The organism is Streptomyces sp. bgisy027, assembly GCF_057710365.1.
In genome coordinates, this window is record NZ_JBYIVZ010000029.1 from 94,087 (window position 1) to 112,666 (window position 18,580).

Below are 18,580 nucleotides of genomic sequence, written 5' to 3' on the forward strand. Positions count from 1 at the left end.
TGAGCGTGCGCCCCATGCCGGGGTAAAGCAGCGCGGGCCCAACGGCAAGGAACGTCCAAGTCGGCGCCAACACTGGACAGATCGCGTGCGTTCACTCCTGCGGGGGAGTCCACTGGGTTGGGGGACGTGACCCGTCCCACCCAGCGGACCACAGGAGCTGGCATGAGTGAGATCGCACAGCAGACCACGGGCCTTCGCAGCGCCGCGACCGCCGTCGTCCACGAGTCGTATTCCTTCGCCTGCATGCGCTGCGGGCACGGCTGGGAGCAGTCGTACGAGATAGAGCACCACCTGGACGGCGACGGCCGTGAGTTCGTGATGTACGTGGCGAACGGCCAGGTCGTCCCGTCCCCGCTCAGCCGGCCCACGTGCCACAACTGCGACGGGCACATCGTGCGGATCATGGCCGCCGGGCAGGTGTCCTCCGTGCAGAACTCCCTGCACCGCCCCGCCCCGGTCCCCACCCAGCAGAAGCCGGGGGCGGACGCGGAGACGGAGAGCGAGTCGGCGCCGGCCGAGCCGCACCACCACTGGCATCTGTCCGACCTGCTGCACGTCTTCCACCGCAAGGCGAGCTGAGCCGAGCGCCCGGCCGGCGGGGCGTGCCCCTTTCGTAGGATCGGGGCATGCCTTCGAACGCCGCCGACAAGCACGCCGCCCCGCCCCTCCCGGAGCCGCTCCGGGTACCGGTCGCCGACTCGCACACCCACCTCGACATGCAGTCCGGCACCGTGCGCGAAGCGCTCGACAAGGCGGCGTCGGTGGGGGTGACCACGGTCGTGCAGGTGGGCTGCGACGTACGCGGCTCGCAGTGGGCCGCCGAGACGGCCGCGCAGTACGACGCCGTGCACGCGACCGTCGCGCTGCACCCCAACGAGGCGCCGCGCATCGTGCACGGCGACCCCGACGGCTGGTCGCGGCAGGGGGCGCGTGAACCGGGTGGCGCGCGGGCGCTCGAAGAGGCGCTCGCCGAGATCGACCGCCTCGCCGCACTCCCGCAGGTCAAGGGAGTCGGCGAGACCGGCCTCGACTACTTCCGCACCGGGCCCGAGGGCAAGGAGGCGCAGGAGGCGTCGTTCCGGGCCCACATCGAGATCGCCAAGCGGCACGGCAAGGCCCTGGTCATCCACGACCGCGACGCCCACGCCGACGTGCTGCGTGTCCTGAAGGAGGAGGGCGCTCCCGAACGGACCGTCTTCCACTGCTACTCCGGCGACGCGGAGATGGCGCAGGTGTGCGCCCGCGCCGGATACTTCATGTCCTTCGCCGGCAACGTCACCTTCAAGAACGCCCAGAATCTGCGGGACGCGGTGGCGATCGCCCCGCTGGAACTGCTCCTGGTGGAGACCGACGCGCCGTTCCTCACGCCGGTGCCGTACCGCGGACGGCCCAATGCGCCGTATCTCATTCCGATCACGGTGCGCGCCCTGGCGGCCGTGCGGGGCATCGACGAGGACACGCTGGCGACGGCCCTCGGAACGAACACGGCCCATGCCTTCGGCTACTGACCGATAACCGCGCGGTAACGCTCGCGCGGGCTCACCACCGACCGACGGCCACGCTAAGTAGTCGCGTCGCTTTGGAGAGTGCCGACCCCTCCGCTAGGTTCTGGTGGCCCGAAACGGACCCCTCCGGTGGAGCGTGTCGTCGTGAGCAACGCGCAGTTCGAGACGTACGGCCCGACCCCGGCCCATGAGCCCCAGGGGTACGGCGGCTTCGACCCGTACAGCGCACAGACGCTGGCGTACGGGGTGCCGGCGCCGTACACGACGCGTACGGACAGTTACGGAACCGGCTACGACCGGCATGCCTCGCACCAGTCGTACGCGGCGTACGAGGACACCTACCGGCCCGCGTACGAGATCGCCGAGGCGGCGCACGCGCCCGTCGCGCGCCCCAGGAGCGGCCGGCGGGCCGCGCACCGGCGCCGGGCGCGGGCCGCGGAGCGCGGTGACGCCACCATGCGCAAGCTGGTCCCGCAGGCACTGGTCGTCGCGTTCCTCGCGGGCGGCACCAGCGCCTTCGTGGCCAAGGACAAGGCGGTCGAGCTGAGCGTCGACGGCGGCAGGCCGCGCACCCTGCACACCTTCGCGGACGACGTCGGTGACCTGCTGGCCGAGGAGGGTGTCGACGTCGGGGCGCACGACATGGTCGCGCCCGGTCCCGACGCGGGGCTCGGCAACGGCGACGAGGTCGCGGTGCACTACGGGCGCCCCGTGCGGCTCACCATCGACGGCCAGAAGCGCGAGGTGTGGACGACGGCCCGCACGGTGGAGGAGGCGCTCACCCAGCTGGGAGTGCGTGCGGAGGGCGCGTACCTGTCGACGTCGCGCTCCCGGCGCATCGGACGGGAGGGGCTCGCGCTGGACGTGCGCACCGAGCGGGCGGTGACCGTCATGGCCGACGGCCGGGCACGCACGATGCGGACGAACGCCGCGAGCGTGGGCGAGGTCGTGGAGCAGGCCGGGATCACCCTGCGCGGGCAGGATGCCACCTCCGTCCCCCTGGAGAGCTTCCCGCGGGACGGGCAGACGGTCACCGTGCTGCGGATCACCGGGCGCAAGGAGATCCGCGACGAGGCGATCCCGTTCGCGGTGGAGCGCGTCGACGACCCCTCGGTCTTCAAGGGCACGGAGGTCGTCGAGCGTGCGGGGCAGGCGGGGCTGCGGCGGATGACGTACTCGCTGCGCACGGTCAACGGTGTGCGGCAGAAGCCGCGGCGGATCAGGACCGAGGTGGTGCGCGAGCCGCAGACGCAGGTGGTGAAGGTGGGCACCAAGCCCCTGCCGACCTCCGTCAGCGGCGCGAGCCGGCTGAACTGGGACGGGCTCGCGGCGTGCGAGTCCGGGGGGCAGGCGGACGCCGTGGACTCGTCGGGGACGTACGGCGGGCTGTACCAGTTCGACACCCACACCTGGCGCGACCTCGGCGGCAAGGGCCGGCCGCAGGACGCCCCGGCCGAGGAGCAGACGATGCGGGCCAAGAAGCTGTACGTGCGGCAGGGCACCAGCCCCTGGCCGCACTGCGGGTCGCGGCTGCACAGGTGAGGGGCGGGCCGGCCGCGCGGCGACCCGTACCCTTGTCGGGTGAGCAGCCCCACCCCCGACGCCCTCCTCGGCCCCGCCGACGTCCGTGAGCTGGCGAGCGCCCTCGGCGTACGCCCCACCAAGCAGCGCGGCCAGAACTTCGTCATCGACGCGAACACGGTCCGCCGTATCGTCCGCACCGCCGAGGTGCGGCCCGACGACGTGGTCGTGGAGGTCGGTCCGGGACTCGGCTCCCTCACCCTCGCGCTGCTGGAGGTGGCCGACCGTGTCACCGCCGTCGAGATCGACGACGTCCTGGCGGCCGCGCTGCCCGCGACCATCGCGGCCCGGATGCCCGAGCGCGCCGGGCGGTTCGCGCTGGTGCACTCCGACGCGATGCACGTCGACGAGCTGCCCGGCCCGCCGCCCACCGCGCTGGTCGCCAACCTCCCGTACAACGTGGCGGTCCCGGTCCTGCTGCACATGCTCGCGACCTTCCCGAGCATCGAACGCACCCTCGTCATGGTGCAGTCGGAGGTCGCCGACCGCCTCGCCGCCGCACCCGGCTCGAAGGTGTACGGCGTGCCCTCGGTCAAGGCCAACTGGTACGCCGAGGTCAAGCGGGCCGGCGCCATCGGACGCAACGTCTTCTGGCCCGCGCCGAACGTCGACAGCGGGCTGGTGGCGCTGACCCGGCGCACCGAGCCGATCAAGACCACCGCGGCCAGGAGCGAGGTCTTCGCCGTCGTCGACGCCGCCTTCGCCCAGCGCCGCAAGACGCTGCGCGCGGCTCTCGCCGGCTGGGCCGGCTCGGCGGCCGCCGCCGAGGCCGCCCTGGTCGCCGCCGGTGTCTCCCCGCAGGCACGCGGCGAGTCCCTGACGGTCGAGGAGTTCGCGGCCATCGCCGAGAACAGGCAGGCCATCGCCGAGAACAAGCACGCCACCGGTCAGGGCGTGCCGGCCGCTGGTCGGGACACCGGGGCCGTCGGCCGGGACGTGTCGGCCGCTGGTCGGGACACCGGGGCCGTCGGCCGGGACGTGTCGGCCACCGGCCAGGACGTGTCGGCCACCGGCCAGGACGTGTCGGCCGCCGGCCAGGACACCCAGGCCGTCGGCCAGGAGACATCGAGCACCCGCCGGGAGACACCGGCCACCGCCCCGCCGGTACGGTTCGCCGCCGAGCACGAGGAGTCCGAGTAAGTGAGCGCGAGCGTCGTCGTACGCGTCCCGGCCAAGGTCAACGTCCAGCTCGCGGTCGGTGCCGCTCGCCCGGACGGCTTCCACGACCTCGCCAACGTCTTCCTCGCCGTCGGCCTCTACGACGAGGTCACCGTGACCCCCTCGCCCGGCGGCCCGCGCGTCACCTGTGACGGCGCCGACGCCGACCAGGTCCCCCTCGACCGTACGAACCTCGCGGCCCGCGCGGCCGAGGCGCTCGCCGCGCGGTACGGCCTCGCCCCCGACGTGCATCTGCACATCGCCAAGGACATCCCGGTCGCCGGCGGCATGGCGGGCGGCAGCGCGGACGGCGCCGGCGCGCTGCTGGCCTGCGACGCGCTGTGGGGCACGAACGCCTCCCGCGAGGAACTTCTGAACATCTGCGCCGAGTTGGGCAGCGACGTGCCGTTCAGCCTGGTCGGCGGCGCGGCCCTCGGCACCGGGCGGGGCGAGAAGCTGCGCCCGCTCGACGTGGGCGGCACCTTCCACTGGGTGTTCGCGATGGCCGGGCGGGGACTGTCCACGCCCGCGGTCTTCCGTGAGTTCGACCGGCTCGGCGAGGGCACGCTCATCCCCGAGCCCGTCGCCTCCCAGCCGCTGCTCGACGCCCTCGCCAAGGGCGACCCGGACGCGCTCGCCGCCGCCGTCTCCAACGACCTCCAGCCCGCCGCGCTCTCCCTGTTCCCGGAGCTCGCCGACACCCTCGCCGCGGGTCTCGCGGCGGGCGCGCTGACGGCGCTGGTCTCCGGCTCGGGCCCGACCACGGCCTTCCTCGCCCGGGACGCCGAGTCGGCCGACAAGGTGGCCGACACCCTGCGCACGTCCGGCACTTGCCGTGCGGTGCGCACGGCGGCGGGGCCCGCGCAGGGCGCCACGGTCGTGCGCGCCGCCGGGGCGTGACGCCGTACTCACAAGTACGCGTTCTCCGCCCGATCTCACTTCGGCACCGAGTGCCCCGGCCAGGTCATGCCCGCACGGCCGCACGGCCGCACGGCCGCACGGCCGCACGGCCGCACGGCCGCACGGCCGCACGGCCGCACGGCCGCACGGCCGCACGGCCGCACGGCTGTGCGGACGGCGGCGTGCGGGGCTGTCGGCGGGCGCGACTACCCTGGAAGGTCGATCGTCCCCCTGGGCAGGAGAGAAATGGCCGTCAACCTGGTCAATGTCGAGAACGTCAGCAAGGTGTACGGCACCCGTGCCCTGCTCGACGGTGTCTCGCTCGGCGTCTCCGAGGGCGACCGCATCGGCGTCGTCGGACGCAACGGCGACGGCAAGACGACCCTGATCCGGATGCTGGCCAAGGCGGAGGAGGCCGACACCGGCCGGGTCACGCACTCCGGCGGGCTGCGCCTCGGCGTGCTCACCCAGCACGACTCCCTCGACTCCGCGGCGACCGTGCGGCACGAGGTCATCCGGGACATGGCCGACCACGAATGGGCGGGCAACGCCAAGATCCGGGACGTGCTCACGGGCCTCTTCGGCGGGCTCGACCTGCCCGGCTTCCCGCAGGGCCTGGACACCGTCATCGGCCCGCTCTCCGGCGGTGAGCGGCGGCGGATCGCGCTCGCCAAGCTGCTCATCGAGGAGCAGGACCTGATCGTCCTCGACGAGCCCACCAACCACCTCGACGTCGAGGGCATCTCCTGGCTCGCCCAGCACCTGCGGGAGCGGCGCTCGGCGCTCGTGTGCGTCACCCACGACCGCTGGTTCCTCGACCAGGTCTGCACCCGCATGTGGGACGTCCAGCGCGGTGACGTCCACGAGTACGAGGGCGGCTACTCCGACTACGTCTTCGCGCGTGCCGAGCGTGAGCGCATCGCCGCGACCGAGGAGGTCAAGCGGCAGAACCTGGTCCGCAAGGAGCTGGCGTGGCTGCGCCGCGGCGCCCCCGCACGGACGTCCAAGCCGCGCTTCCGGGTCGAGGCCGCCAACGAGCTCATCAAGGACGTGCCGCCGCCGCGCGACAGCAGCGAACTGATGAAGTTCGCCTCCTCCCGGCTCGGCAAGACGGTGTTCGACCTGGAGGACGTCACCGTCCAGGCCGGCCCCAAGGTGCTGCTCAAGCATGTGACGTGGCAGCTCGGGCCCGGTGACCGCATCGGCCTCGTCGGCGTCAACGGCGCGGGCAAGACCTCCCTGCTGCGCGCGATGGCCGAGGCCGCGCGGACCGAGGGCGAGGCGCAGCCGGCCGGTGGGCGGATCGCGGTCGGGAAGACCGTCAGACTCGCCTATCTGTCGCAGGAAGTGGCCGAGCTGAACCCGAACTGGCGGGTGCTGGAGGCCGTTCAGCAGGTGCGTGAGCGCGTGGACCTGGGCAAGGGCCGCGAGATGACCGCCGGTCAGCTGTGCGAGACGTTCGGCTTCCACAAGGAGAAGCAGTGGACGCCGGTCGGCGACCTGTCCGGCGGTGAGCGCCGCAGGCTCCAGCTGCTGCGCCTGCTCATGGACGAGCCGAACGTCCTCTTCCTCGACGAGCCCACGAACGACCTGGACATCGAGACGCTCACCCAGCTCGAAGACGTCCTCGACGGCTGGCCCGGTTCGATGATCGTCATCTCCCACGACCGGTTCTTCGTCGAGCGCACCACGGACCGGGTGTTCGCGCTCCTCGGGGACGCCACGCTGCGGATGCTGCCGCGCGGTATCGACGAGTACCTGGAGCGCCGGCACCGCATGGAGGCGCAGGTCGCCGCCGCGGCAGCGACCCCGGCGGCCGAGAAGGCCGTGCCGGAGAAGAGCTCGGCCGACTCGCGTGCCGCCAAGAAGGAGTTGCAGAAGATCGAGCGGCAGCTCGACAAGCTCTCCGAGCGGGAGACCAAGCTGCACGCGCAGATCGCCGAGCACGCGACGGACTTCGGGAAGGTCGCGGAACTCGACGCGGAGCTGCGGGACCTGGCGGGGCAGCGGGACGAGCTGGAGATGCGCTGGCTGGAACTGGCGGAGGACGCGTGAGCGCTCCGCTGGTCCGGCCGTGACCACGGAAGTGCCGGGCTGGTGTTGGGTGTCGGGTGCGTCGGTGCGGGGGCTGGTCGCGCACTTCCCCGCGCCCCTTCGAAGGCGCCTGCGGCGCCGTTCGCGGGTGTCCGCGCGCACCCTGTGAAGGGGGCGTGAAGGCGCATAACGGGGGTATCACGGGGCGGTTCTCCCTTGGGAACAGGGGTGGATGGGGGCCGGTGTGCTGTCGGTGGCGGGTGATAGAAAGGCCGCCTGAGAACAGTCTGAGAAAAGCTGGTGTGGCGGAAACGCGACGGCACAGAACGTGGCACCACACCGGTCTCAAGGGGGAACCGCTCATGAGCCAGCCGCCCAACCAGCCGCCGCAGGGCGGTTTCGGCGCACCACAGGATCCGCGGCAGGGCGGCTTCGGAGCGCCGCAGCCCGGCCAGGAGGGCGCGCCGCAGACCCCGCCCCCGCCGCAGGGCGCCCCCCAGACACCCCCGCCGCCGCAGGGCGCGCCGCAGACGCCGCCGCCCCCGCAGACCCCGCCGTCCGGCGCCCCGCAGCCCGGCTACGGCTACCCGCAGCAGCCGGGCCCGCCCGCCCAGCCGGGCCCGTACCAGTCCGGCCCGTACGCCCAGCCCTCGCAGCAGCCGGGGCCGTACGGCTATCCGCAGCAGCCCGGCCCCTACGGCCAGCAGCCCGCCCCGGGTTACGGCTACCCGCCCCAGCCGCAGTACCCGGGCGCGCCCGGCACCCCGCCCGGTGGCTCGCGCAACCCCTTCAAGGGCAAGCCCGCCGTGGCCATCGGTGCCGCGGTCGCCGTCCTGCTCGTCCTCGGCGGCACCGTGTTCGCGGTGACCCGCGGCGGTGACGACAAGAAGGACGAGCCGGTCGCCCGGCAGAGCGACGACCCCAAGGGCTCCGGCTCCCCGTCCGAGTCCGGCGACGGCGGCAGCGAGGGCGGCGACGACCCGGAGAACCTCAACGCGGGCCGCCAGGCGGGCGAGTCGAAGGTGCTCTGGTACAAGCCGGCGCCCGACGCGCCCAAGTCCGGCGCCGACGCCCCCGGCATGTGGATCACCGACAGGACCGCGGTGAAGGCGGCGTACAAGCAGGTCTTCGGCTTCAAGGTCGGCGACGGCGAGGACGCCTGGGACCCGATCACCTTCCCGGAGAAGATCTGCGCGGTCACCCCGCAGAAGTCGGCGAGCGACAAGATCGTCGTCGCCTACATGAGCGGCAGCAGCGACCGTGCCAAGTGCAACCAGCTCCAGCAGATCGACCTGAACACCGGCGACAAGGGCTGGAAGGGCAGCGTCGCCGACGGCCAGCTCTTCGACAGCACCCTCGACGTCGAACTGTCCATCACCGGCAAGACGTTGCTCGTGGGCCGCTCGCAGTCGGGCACGGCGTACGACGTCGACAGCGGCAAGAAGATGTGGGACAAGACGCGGTTCGGGGACAAGTGCTTCCCCGACGCGTTCGCGGGCGGCGACAAGATCATCGCAGTCGCGTCCTGCGCCGCCTCCAGCAGCGACGAGCACGACGAGGTGCAGCAGCTCGACCCGTCGACCGGCAAGGCGAAGTGGACCATGCGCTTCGACAAGGGCTGGCGCGTCGCGCGCGTCTTCTCCCTCGACCCGCTGGTCGTCTACGGCACCAACAAGGACAAGAAGGCGTGGAACATCTCCACCTTCGACTCCGCGGGCAAGATCCGCTCGCAGGTCGACGTCGACCTCGAAATCGGCGCCGAGTGCGGCTGGGCCATCCTCCAGCGTGACCTTCAGGGCTGCTCCGGCGTGGTCGCCGACGCGAACACGCTGTACATGCCGACCAAGGCGACCGCCGACGCCAACGAGATCGTCGCCATCGACCTCGGCAACGGCAAGGAGAAGTGGCGGGTGAAGTCCCCCGCCGACGATTCGATGCTGCCGATCAAGGTCGAGAACGGCAAGCTCATCGCCTACGTCCAGGCGTCCTACGACGCGGGCGGCCAGGTCGTGGCGATCCCGGTCTCCGGGAGCAGCCACCAGCCGGCGAAGCTGCTCCAGAACCCGGCGAGCGCCGCGGACATCGAGAACGGCTTCTTCTCCAAGGCCTACGCCTGGGCCGACGGCCGCTTCTACCTCTCCAGCACCCGGCTGAGCGGCCAGGACGAGGCCAAGGAGAAGCTGATGCTCGCCTTCGGCAAGTGAGGCGCGTACCGCTCACGCCCTCACCCTCGTGCCCGTCGCTCCCGCCGTCCCCCTCCCCTGAGGTACCCACGCCATGACCCAGCCGCCGCCTCCGCCCAACCAGCCCCCGCAGGGCGGGTTCGGCCCGCCGCAGGACCAGCCGCCCCAGCAGCCGGGCGGCGGCTTCGGCGCACCCCAGACGCCGCCCGCGCAGCCGCAGCACCCCCAGCAGCCGCCCGCACAGCCTCCACAGGCACCCGGGCAGCCGCCGCAGGCACCCGGCCGGCCCGGCTACGGCTACCCCCAGCCTCCCCAGGCCACCCCGCCGGCCGGGTACGGCTATCCCGCCCAGCAGCCGACCGGGTACGGCCAGCCGCAGAACCCTTACGGCCAGCCCCAGAACCCGTACACCCAGGCGCCCGGCTACGGCTATCCGCAGCAGACCGTGCCGATGCACCCCCAGCCCGGACAGCCCGGACAGCCCGGACAGCCCGGCGGGGGCCGGTCCAGCTCGCAGCTGGCCGTGATCATCGCGGCCGCGGTCGTGGTGATCGCCCTGATCATCGGCGGTGGCGTCTGGTACGCGAAGTCCGGTGACCAGGGCGGCAAGGACGACACCGCCGGCTCCAGCGGCGGCACCGGCGGCGGGGGCGACGACTCGCAGGGCGGCGGCTTCGACGCCCCCGACGGCACCGAGAAGGTGCCCTCGAACACCGCCTCCTCGGTCCTCTTCCAGGTCCCGGCGCCCGACGTGGACGACGACACCAGCATCGTGGTGTCCGGCTCCTGGCTGACCGGCAAGGCGTACGTCAAGAGCGGGGTCGCGGAGATCGTCGGCTACGACCCCGACAAGGGCTCCAAGCTGTGGTCGGTCAAGCTGCCCGGCCCGGTCTGCCAGGCCGCCAAGCACATCAGCGAGGACGGCGTGACGGCCGTCGCCTTCGAACCCGCGATGCCGACCAAGGACAAGCCCTCGCACGGCTGTACCCAGGTCGCCGCGATCGACCTCGACGCGGGCAAGAAGCTCTGGTCGAAGACAGCCCGGAACGAGGACGGGCTGATCCGCTACGACAACATCACCGTCAGCGGCGGCACGGTCGCGGCCGGCGGCACCAGCGGCGGCGCCGCGTTCGACCTGAAGACCGGCAAGTCGCTGTGGGTCCCGAAGGCGGACGACAGCTGCTACGACCTCGGGTACGCGGGCGGCCCGAAGATGGTCGCGGTCCGCAAGTGCGGCTCCTACGACCAGCCCCAGCTGCACATCCAGACCATCGACCCGAAGACCGGGAAGGTGATCTCCGAGTACAAGATGGCCGAGGGCGTCGAGTACGCCAGCGTCATCTCCACCGACCCGCTCGTGGTGGCCGCCGAGGCCGGCCGGTCCGAGGACGCCATCGGCATCACGGACGCCTTCTCCATCGACAACAAGACCGGCAAGCTGCGCATCCGTATCTCCGTGCCGGGCGACCAGTACGCGGCCCGCTGCTCCGGCGTCACCACGATCGAGTCGTGCACGGGCGTCGTGGTGGGCAACGACCGGCTCTACGTGGAGACCGAACAGCACGACGGCGGCGGCGAGTACGGCAAGACCAACGAGATCGTCGCCATCGACCTGGCCACCGGCAAGCAGACCGGCCAGCGCGCGGACGCCGGCGACCGGTACACGATCACCCCGCTGCGCATGGACGGCGGCAACGTGATCGCGTACAAGCGGCCCCCGTACGACAAGGGCGGGCAGATCGTCAGCATCGACGGCGGCAGCTTCAAGGAGACGAAGCTGCTGGAGAACCCGTCCGCCAGGCCGGTGCGGGACGTGGAGATGCGGATGTCGCCGGAGTACTCCGAGATCCTCTACGCCCAGGGGCACCTGTACATGTCCGCCAAGTTCGCCAGCGAGCTGGGCAGTTCGGACACCCGCAAGGCCCATGTGATCGCGTTCGGCGCGAGCGGCTGAGGCCGCCGCGCCCGGTCGTGCAGACGGCTCCGTCCCTGCTCGGGGGCGGAGCCGTTCGCGTACCGCCTCATCGCCCTCGAATGCGCGGAAAGCCAGAAAATCCGCCGTTCCGGGGCACTTCTCGCCGGTAGGGGGAGCGCAACGTCGAACAAGCGTGTAGCTTCCGGGGGCATGAAGGGCGGGGGAGCCGGGAGGGGGCTTCTGTCCGCGCGGACCAGTGGGCATCCATAGTGGGGCAGCCGGACCGGCGCAGGCGGTCCTGGGTGTCGATGGGGATCCATTGGGGGGACTGGGGGGTTGCTCGATGGGAGTTCGGCTCATGGTGGTCGACGACCACCGATTGCTCGCCGAGGCGCTGGCCTCGGCACTGAAGTTGCGGGGGCACCGGGTGCTGGCCGCGGCGGCGCCCGCCGCGGGGGCGGCGGATCTGGTGATCACGCGGGCGCCCGAGGTGTGCCTGCTGGGGACGGCGACGCCCGCGGAGCCGGGGATGTTCGACCCGGTCGTGAAGATCAAGCGGGAACGCCCGCAGGTGGCGGTGCTGGTGCTCGGCCCGGTACCGAGCCCGCGCGGCATAGCGGCGGCGTTCGCGGCCGGGGCCTCCGGCTATGTCCGCCACGACGAGCGCATAGAGGGCGTCGAGCGGGCGATCATGAAGGCGCGGGCCGGCGAGGCGGCGGTGGCGCCGCAGTTGCTCCAGGGTGCGTTCAGCGAACTGCTCAACCCGGCCGCGCAACCGGACGACGAGGGCCAGCGCCTGCTCCAGATGCTCACGCCCCGTGAGGTCGAGGTCCTGGTCCGGGTGGCCGACGGCGAGGACACCCGCCTGATCGCCGCCGGCATGGGCATCGCCCCGTCCACGGCCCGCACCCACGTCCAGCGCGTCCTGATGAAACTCGGCGTCGGCTCCCGCCTGGAGGCAGCGGCCCTGGCGGCCCGCACGGGCCTGCTGGACCGGGCGGGGCCGGTGCCGCAGCCGGAGACACCGGGGGAGCCGTAGCGCCGGTCGGGGCCGGGAGGACCCGGAGTCAGCCCTTCGGCTCGGTCCCCGGTTCCTCCCCCGGTTCCTCCCCCGGCTCCACGTCGGGCGGCGGCGGGGCCGTGGGCCGCAACTTCAGCCAGGCCAGGAAGAAGATGCCGAGGAGCAGCATCCCCAGCCCGGTCCAGAGGTTGATGTTCACGCCCTCGGCCTTGTCGATCGCGGCGTCGTCGTCGGTGAGCCCGGCGATCGTGACGATCACGCCGTAGAGCACGAAGAGGCCGCCGATGATGCGCCGGATGTCGAAGAGCCGGGCGGCCGTCGCCGACTTCTCCTTCAGGTCGCTGACCTCGCGCTGGACGTCCTGCTCGGAGTACCCGGAGTGCCTGGGGTGTTCGGAGTGGTGGTCGGTCATGGTGTCGGTCCTCCGTCGTCAGAGCGAGAACGAGAACGGGATGTAGCAGGCGGCCGCCAGCACGACCGCACCCCAGCCCAGCAACGCCGGCTTGCGGTACCACGCCTCGTCCCCCGGCGCGGGCGGCTCGGCCGTCCCGGGGGTGGGGGTGCCCCCGGACGAAGTCTGGGGGAGGGTGCCGTAGACCAGGCCCTGGAGTTCCTCCGCCGGCTTGGGAGCGGTGAACAGGGAGACGGCGACCATGACGACCGCGCCGGCCACGAACCCCGCGATCGCGGAGACGAAGTTGGCGCCCTGGTCGGAGGGGATCGAGATGACGTCCTGCTTGTAGAGGACGAAGTAGTTCACCATCGCCGCCGTCGTGCCGGCCAGCAGACCCCAGAAGCCCGACCTCATCGACGCCCGCTTCCAGAACATGCCGACGATGAAGACCACGAACATCGGCACGTTGAAGAAGGAGAACAGGGTCTGGAGGTAGCTCATGATGTTCGAGAACGACGAGGCAAGGAACGCCGTGCCGATGGAGGCCATGACACCGATCGCCGTGATCAGGCGGCCGAAGCGCACGTAGTAGGAGTCCTCGCGGTCCTTCACCACGTACTTCGCCCAGATGTCTGTGGTGAACACCGTGTTGAAGGACGACACGTTCGCCGCCATGCCGGCCATGAACGCGGCCAGCAGACCGGTCACCGCGATGCCCAGCACACCGTTGGGCAGCAGCCCCTCCATCAGATACGGGATGGCGTCGTTGTACTGGTAGCCCGACTCCTGGGTGCCGAAGCCGGGGACCAGGGCCGCGGCTGCCAGTCCCGGGATCATCACCAGGAACACGATGAAGATCTTCGGGAACGCCGCGATCAGCGGGGTGCGCTGGGCTGCCGAGAGGTTCTTCGCCGACAGCGCCCGCTGGACCTCCGCGAAGTTCGTCGTCCAGTAGCCGAACGACAGCACGAACCCGAGGCCGAGGACGATCGTCAGCCAGTTCGCGCCCAGCGGGTTCGCCTCGCCGATGCCGGTGCCGCCCCAGGCGGTGACGAAGTTGTCGCCGTGGGCCTCGGTCAGCTTGTCGGTCAGGCCGTCCCAGCCGCCGGCCTTCTTCAGCGCCAGCACGGTGATCGGGATCAGTGCCGCCAGGATCACGAAGAACTGCAGGACCTCGTTGTAGATCGCGGAGGACAGGCCGCCGAGGGTGATGTAGGCGAGGACGAAGAAGCCGGCGACCACGATGGCCACCCACTGGGGCCAGCCCAGCAGGGCCTCGACCACGATCGCCAGGGCGTACAGGTTCACTCCGGCGATCAGGATCGCGGCGAAGCCGAACAGGATCGAACTGAGCAGGTGTGCCCATTTGTCGAAGCGCAGGAGCAGGAACTCGGGGACCGAGCGGACCTTGCTGCCGTAGTAGAAGGGCATCATCACCAGGCCGAGGAACACCATGGCCGGGATGGCGCCGATCCAGTACCAGTGCACGGTGTAGGCACCGTACTGGGCACTGTTGGCGGCCATGCCGAGGATCTCGGTGGCGGCCAGGTTGGCGGAGATGAAGGCCAGGCCGGTGACCCAGGCGGGCAGGGAGCGCCCCGAGAGGAAGAAGTCGAGGGTGGTCTGCACCGAGCGGCGGGCCGCGAAGCCGATGCCGAGCACCACCACGAAGTAGATGCCGAGCAGCGTGTAGTCGAGCCAGTTCGTGGGGAGCCGCAGCTCGGCCGCGAGGTAGGTGGGGGAGGCGGGGGAGGTGGGGGAGATGCTGGAAAGCGTGGGGGAAATTGTGGGGGTTTGCATGCGTGCTCGCTTCGTCTCGCGAATCGATACAGAGCGGAACCTACGCGCCGGTGTTCAGTAATTGAACACATCTGGTGATGCTCTTTGTTTGATTGTGATGTTGACTTAGGTGGTGAGTTGTGTTTCGCTGTGTTTAGTTCTGTTTGATGGAGACTCGGAAGACCCCTGAGTGGCTCGAAATGGAGTCCGGCGTGAAGAAGACCTCGACCCGACTGGCCGACGGTCGTGAGCTCATCTACTACGACCTGCGTGACGACGCCGTGCGGGACGCGGTCGACCGCCGCCCGCTGGAGCGGACCGTCACCTCGTCCGAGGTCCGTCACGACGTACTGCTCGGCGACGCGGTCGCGATCGCCTCGCACCGGCAGGCGCGCACCTACCACCCGCCGGCCGACCAGTGCCCGCTGTGCCCCTCCGAGGGCGACCGGCTGAGCGAGATCCCGGACTCGTCGTACGACGTCGTGGTCTTCGAGAACCGCTTCCCCTCGCTGGCCGGCGACTCCGGGCGCTGCGAGGTCGTCTGCTTCACCTCCGACCACAGCGCGGCCTTCGCCGATCTGTCCGAGGAGCAGGCGCGGTTGGTGCTGGAGGCGTGGACGGACCGGACGTCGGAACTGTCCTCCCTCCCCTCCGTCCGGCAGGTGTTCTGCTTCGAGAACCGCGGCGCCGAGATCGGTGTCACCCTCGGCCACCCGCACGGGCAGATCTACGCCTATCCCTTCACCACCCCGCGCACCGCCCTGATGCTGCGGTCGGCCGCCGCGCACAAGGAGGCGACCGGCGGGCAGAACCTCTTCGACGCCGTCCTGGAGCGTGAACTCGCCGACGAGCGGGTCGTCCTGGAGAGTGAACACTGGCTGGCCTTCGTGCCGTATGCCGCGCACTGGCCCTACGAGGTCCACCTGTACCCGAAGCGCCGGGTGCCCGACCTGCTCGCGCTCGACGAGGAGGCGCGCTCAGAGTTCCCCCAGGTTTATCTGGAACTCTTGAGGCGCTTCGACCGGATCTTCGGTGACGGTGAGCCTCCGACGCCGTACATCGCCGCCTGGCACCAGGCGCCGTTCGGTCAGCTGGAGGACTTCGAGGGCGTCGTGCGGGAGGACTTCGCGCTTCACCTCGAGCTTTTCACCATCCGCCGCACTTCCGGCAAGCTGAAGTTTCTCGCGGGTTCCGAGTCCGGCATGAATGTGTTCATCAACGACGTGCCGCCGGAGCGCGCGGCCGAGCGACTGCGAGAGGTAGCGGGTAGATGAGTGGGAAGTTTCTGGTCACCGGCGGCGCCGGCTACGTCGGCAGCGTGGTCGCGCAGCACCTCATCGAGGCCGGGGACGAGGTCGTCGTCCTCGACAATCTCTCCACCGGCTTCCGCGAGGGTGTGCCGCCGGGGGCGTCCTTCATCGAGGGCGACATCCGCGACGCCGCCAAGTGGCTGGACGCCTCCTTCGACGCGGTGCTGCACTTCGCCGCGTTCTCGCAGGTCGGCGAGTCGGTCGTGAAGCCCGAGAAGTACTGGGACAACAACGTCGCCGGCACCATGGCACTGCTCGGCGCCATGCGCGAGGCGGGCGTGCGCAAGCTCGTCTTCTCCTCCACGGCCGCCACCTACGGCGAGCCGGCCGAGGTGCCGATCGTCGAGTCGGCGCCGACGCGGCCCACCAACCCCTACGGCGCCTCCAAGCTCGCCGTCGACCACATGATCACCGGCGAGGCGGCGGCCCACGGCCTCGGTGCCGTGTCCCTGCGGTACTTCAACGTCGCGGGTGCCTACGGCGCCTACGGCGAGCGCCACGACCCCGAGTCGCACCTGATTCCGCTCGTCCTCCAGGTCGCCCAGGGCCGGCGCGACGCGATCTCCGTCTTCGGCGAGGACTACCCGACGCCGGACGGCACCTGCGTGCGCGACTACATCCACGTCGCCGACCTGGCCGAGGCCCACCTGCTGGCCGTCAGGGCCGCCACCCCGGGCGAGCACCTCATCTGCAACCTCGGCAACGGCAACGGCTTCTCCGTCCGCCAGGTCATCGAGACCGTCCGGCAGGTCACCGGGCACCCGATCCCCGAGGTCGTGGCCCCGCGCCGGGGCGGCGACCCGGCGGTCCTGGTCGCCTCCGCCGACACCGCCCGCGAGCGGCTCGGCTGGAACCCGTCCCGCGCGGACCTCGCGGGCATCGTCGCGGATGCGTGGGGGTTCGCGCAGCGAGACGCAGGTTAAGTTCTACGGCCGGTGCCGCCGGCCGTAGGTTCTCAGGTCGTGCGGTCGGTCAACTCACCGGCCGCTTCGGCCGGTTCAGCACGGAAGGTCAGGGGCAGGGGATGAACGTCGACACGGCAGCCGCGGTCGCCGAGCGGTTCGAGGAGCTGTACGGGGCCCGGCCGGAAGGGGTGTGGGCCGCGCCGGGCCGGGTCAACCTGATCGGCGAGCACACCGACTACAACGACGGCTTCGTCATGCCGTTCGCGCTGCCGCACACCGCGGTCGCGGCCCTCTCGCGGCGCACCGACGGCGTACTGCGGCTGCACTCGCAGGACGTCGGGCGCGGCGTCGTCGAACTGCGCGTCGACGACCTCGAACCCGAGTCGGACCGCGACTGGACGGCGTACCCGTCGGGCGTGGTGTGGGCGCTGCGCCAGGCCGGCCACGCGGTGACCGGCGCCGACATCCACCTCGCCTCGACGGTCCCGGCCGGAGCCGGCCTGTCCTCGTCGGCGGCCCTGGAGGTCGTCGTGGCGCTCGCCCTGAACGACCTGTACGACCTGGGCCTCAAGGGCTGGCAGCTGGCCCGGCTGTGCCAGCGCGCGGAGAACGTGTACGTCGGCGCCCCGGTCGGGATCATGGACCAGACGGCGTCCGCGTGCTGCGAGCCGGGCCACGCGCTGTTCCTCGACACCCGCGACCTCTCCCAGAGGCAGATCCCCTTCGACCTGGCCGCCGAGGGCATGCGGCTGCTGGTCGTCGACACCCGGGTCAAGCACTCCCACAGCGAGGGCGAGTACGGCAAGCGCCGCGCGGGCTGCGAGAAGGGCGCCGCGCTGCTGGGCGTGGACGCGCTCCGCGACATCGCCTACGACGACCTGGCCGCGGCCCTCGACCGGCTCGGCGACGAGGAGGAGGTGCGCCGTCTGGTGCGCCACGTCGTCACCGAGGACCAGCGTGTCGAGCGGGTCGTGGCCCTGCTGGAGTCGGGCGGGACGCGGGCGATCGGCCCGGTGCTGACCGAGGGGCACGCCTCCCTGCGGGACGACTTCCGCATCTCCTGCCCGGAGCTGGACCTGGTCGTGGACACGGCCCTGGCGAGCGGCGCCCTGGGCGCGCGCATGACGGGCGGCGGCTTCGGCGGCTCGGCGATCGTGCTGGCCGAGGCGGCGGACGTGGAGAGCGTCACCAAGGCGGTCGAGGACGCCTTCGCCGCCGCCGGGTTCACGGCACCGAGGGTTTTCGAGGCGGTACCGGCCGCCGGGGCGCGACGCGTGCGCTGAGCCCGGACGGGGCAGCGGGGCCGAGGGCGGCTTCGTCGGCCCCGTTCGTTGGTCGCGGCACCTCCGCTCAGCCCGGGTCGGCCAGATGTTTGGTCAGCGTGTACTCCGTGATGCCCGGCGGATAGTCCGGGATCACGCAGACCACGTCGTACCCCTGCTTCCTGTAGAACCCCGGGGCCTGGAAGTCCCAGGTCTCCACGCGTGCCTCGGTGCAGCCCCGTTCGGACCGGGCCGTGTCCTCCGCGTGTGCGAGCAGTTGCGAACCCAGACCGGTCCCGCGGGCGCTCTCGTCGACCCAGAGATACGTGACGTGAAGCCAACTGGTCCAGGTGTGGCCGACCAGACCGCCGGCCACGGCGCCGGAGTCGTCCAACGCCCACACCTGGAGCGGAAGTTCACGTTCACCTGGGGTTCCGCGCAGGGCGCGCAGGACCGGGGAGGCGGCGGTGTTGGCGTCCCGCAGCCGACGGCGAAGCAGATCGTGCCGAGATTTGTCGACTTCTGTCTCCAGACGAAACATGCGGCTCACCATAAACGCGTCGGCCAACCAGTTCTGCAAATTACCTTCCGCTCCTGCCCCCCGGCCGTACCCTGATGAACAGCACCGGTGGG

14 protein-coding genes and 1 pseudogene are annotated in these 18,580 nt (G+C 71.4%); 12 read left to right on the forward strand and 3 right to left on the reverse strand.

Translation table 11 applies throughout. The features are described 5' to 3' along the window. The first annotated feature begins 162 nt into the window (after positions 1–162). The 9 genes and pseudogenes from AC3ETA_RS27885 (at position 163) to AC3ETA_RS27925 (ending at position 12,315) form a co-directional block, all read left to right on the forward strand. Complete coding sequence (locus AC3ETA_RS27885) at positions 163–579, forward strand: hypothetical protein (RefSeq protein WP_432195653.1); 417 nt, start codon at positions 163–165, stop codon at positions 577–579. A 47-nt stretch (positions 580–626) separates the two neighbouring features. Further along, positions 627–1,508: a TatD family hydrolase gene (locus AC3ETA_RS27890; RefSeq protein ID WP_432195654.1), complete on the forward strand. Its 882-nt coding sequence runs from the start codon at positions 627–629 to the stop codon at positions 1,506–1,508. 141 nt (positions 1,509–1,649) lie between these two features. After that, positions 1,650–3,047: a resuscitation-promoting factor gene (locus tag AC3ETA_RS27895; RefSeq protein ID WP_432195655.1), complete on the forward strand. Its 1,398-nt coding sequence runs from the start codon at positions 1,650–1,652 to the stop codon at positions 3,045–3,047. A gap of 39 nt (positions 3,048–3,086) precedes the next feature. After that, a pseudogene (rsmA, locus tag AC3ETA_RS27900) lies at positions 3,087–3,947 on the forward strand (16S rRNA (adenine(1518)-N(6)/adenine(1519)-N(6))-dimethyltransferase RsmA); the annotation flags it as partial. A gap of 279 nt (positions 3,948–4,226) precedes the next feature. Continuing rightward, positions 4,227–5,144: a 4-(cytidine 5'-diphospho)-2-C-methyl-D-erythritol kinase gene (locus tag AC3ETA_RS27905; protein ID WP_432195656.1), complete on the forward strand. Its 918-nt coding sequence runs from the start codon at positions 4,227–4,229 to the stop codon at positions 5,142–5,144. Positions 5,145–5,390: 246 nt separating this feature from the next. Then, on the forward strand, positions 5,391–7,199 hold the full coding sequence (locus tag AC3ETA_RS27910; RefSeq protein WP_432195657.1) for an ABC-F family ATP-binding cassette domain-containing protein: 1,809 nt from the start codon (positions 5,391–5,393) through the stop codon (positions 7,197–7,199). 341 nt (positions 7,200–7,540) lie between these two features. Then, positions 7,541–9,382 carry an outer membrane protein assembly factor BamB family protein gene (locus tag AC3ETA_RS27915; RefSeq protein WP_432195658.1) on the forward strand — a complete coding sequence of 614 codons (1,842 nt, stop codon included), beginning with the start codon at positions 7,541–7,543 and terminating at the stop codon, positions 9,380–9,382. Between the two features lie 73 nt (positions 9,383–9,455). Continuing rightward, a complete protein-coding gene (locus tag AC3ETA_RS27920) occupies positions 9,456–11,315 on the forward strand; it encodes an outer membrane protein assembly factor BamB family protein (protein WP_432195659.1) in 1,860 nt (619 codons plus the stop codon). 304 nt (positions 11,316–11,619) lie between these two features. Continuing rightward, on the forward strand, positions 11,620–12,315 hold the full coding sequence (locus AC3ETA_RS27925) for a helix-turn-helix transcriptional regulator (protein WP_432195660.1): 696 nt from the start codon (positions 11,620–11,622) through the stop codon (positions 12,313–12,315). Positions 12,316–12,343: 28 nt separating this feature from the next. On the opposite strand, the gene AC3ETA_RS27930 is transcribed toward AC3ETA_RS27925, so the two are convergent. Beyond that, positions 12,344–12,709, reverse strand: a complete 366-nt coding sequence (locus AC3ETA_RS27930; RefSeq protein ID WP_432195661.1) for a hypothetical protein — start codon at positions 12,707–12,709, stop codon at positions 12,344–12,346. 18 nt (positions 12,710–12,727) lie between these two features. Next, complete coding sequence (locus tag AC3ETA_RS27935) at positions 12,728–14,491, reverse strand: sodium:solute symporter family protein (protein ID WP_432195662.1); 1,764 nt, start codon at positions 14,489–14,491, stop codon at positions 12,728–12,730. 191 nt (positions 14,492–14,682) lie between these two features. Between AC3ETA_RS27935 and galT the strand changes: the two genes are divergently transcribed. The 3 genes from galT (at position 14,683) to galK (ending at position 17,968) form a co-directional block, all read left to right on the forward strand. Continuing rightward, positions 14,683–15,744, forward strand: coding sequence for a galactose-1-phosphate uridylyltransferase (gene galT, locus AC3ETA_RS27940; RefSeq protein ID WP_432195663.1), 1,062 nt, complete (start codon positions 14,683–14,685; stop codon positions 15,742–15,744). After that, entirely contained in the window at positions 15,741–16,703 is a 963-nt protein-coding gene (gene galE / locus AC3ETA_RS27945) for a UDP-glucose 4-epimerase GalE (RefSeq protein WP_432195664.1), read from the forward strand. The genes galT and galE overlap by 4 nt, the downstream gene beginning before the upstream one ends. A 101-nt stretch (positions 16,704–16,804) precedes the next feature. Continuing rightward, complete coding sequence (galK, locus tag AC3ETA_RS27950; RefSeq protein WP_432195665.1) at positions 16,805–17,968, forward strand: galactokinase; 1,164 nt, start codon at positions 16,805–16,807, stop codon at positions 17,966–17,968. Between the two features lie 67 nt (positions 17,969–18,035). On the opposite strand, the gene AC3ETA_RS27955 is transcribed toward galK, so the two are convergent. After that, complete coding sequence (locus AC3ETA_RS27955; protein ID WP_432195684.1) at positions 18,036–18,500, reverse strand: GNAT family N-acetyltransferase; 465 nt, start codon at positions 18,498–18,500, stop codon at positions 18,036–18,038. Positions 18,501–18,580 lie beyond the last annotated feature (80 nt).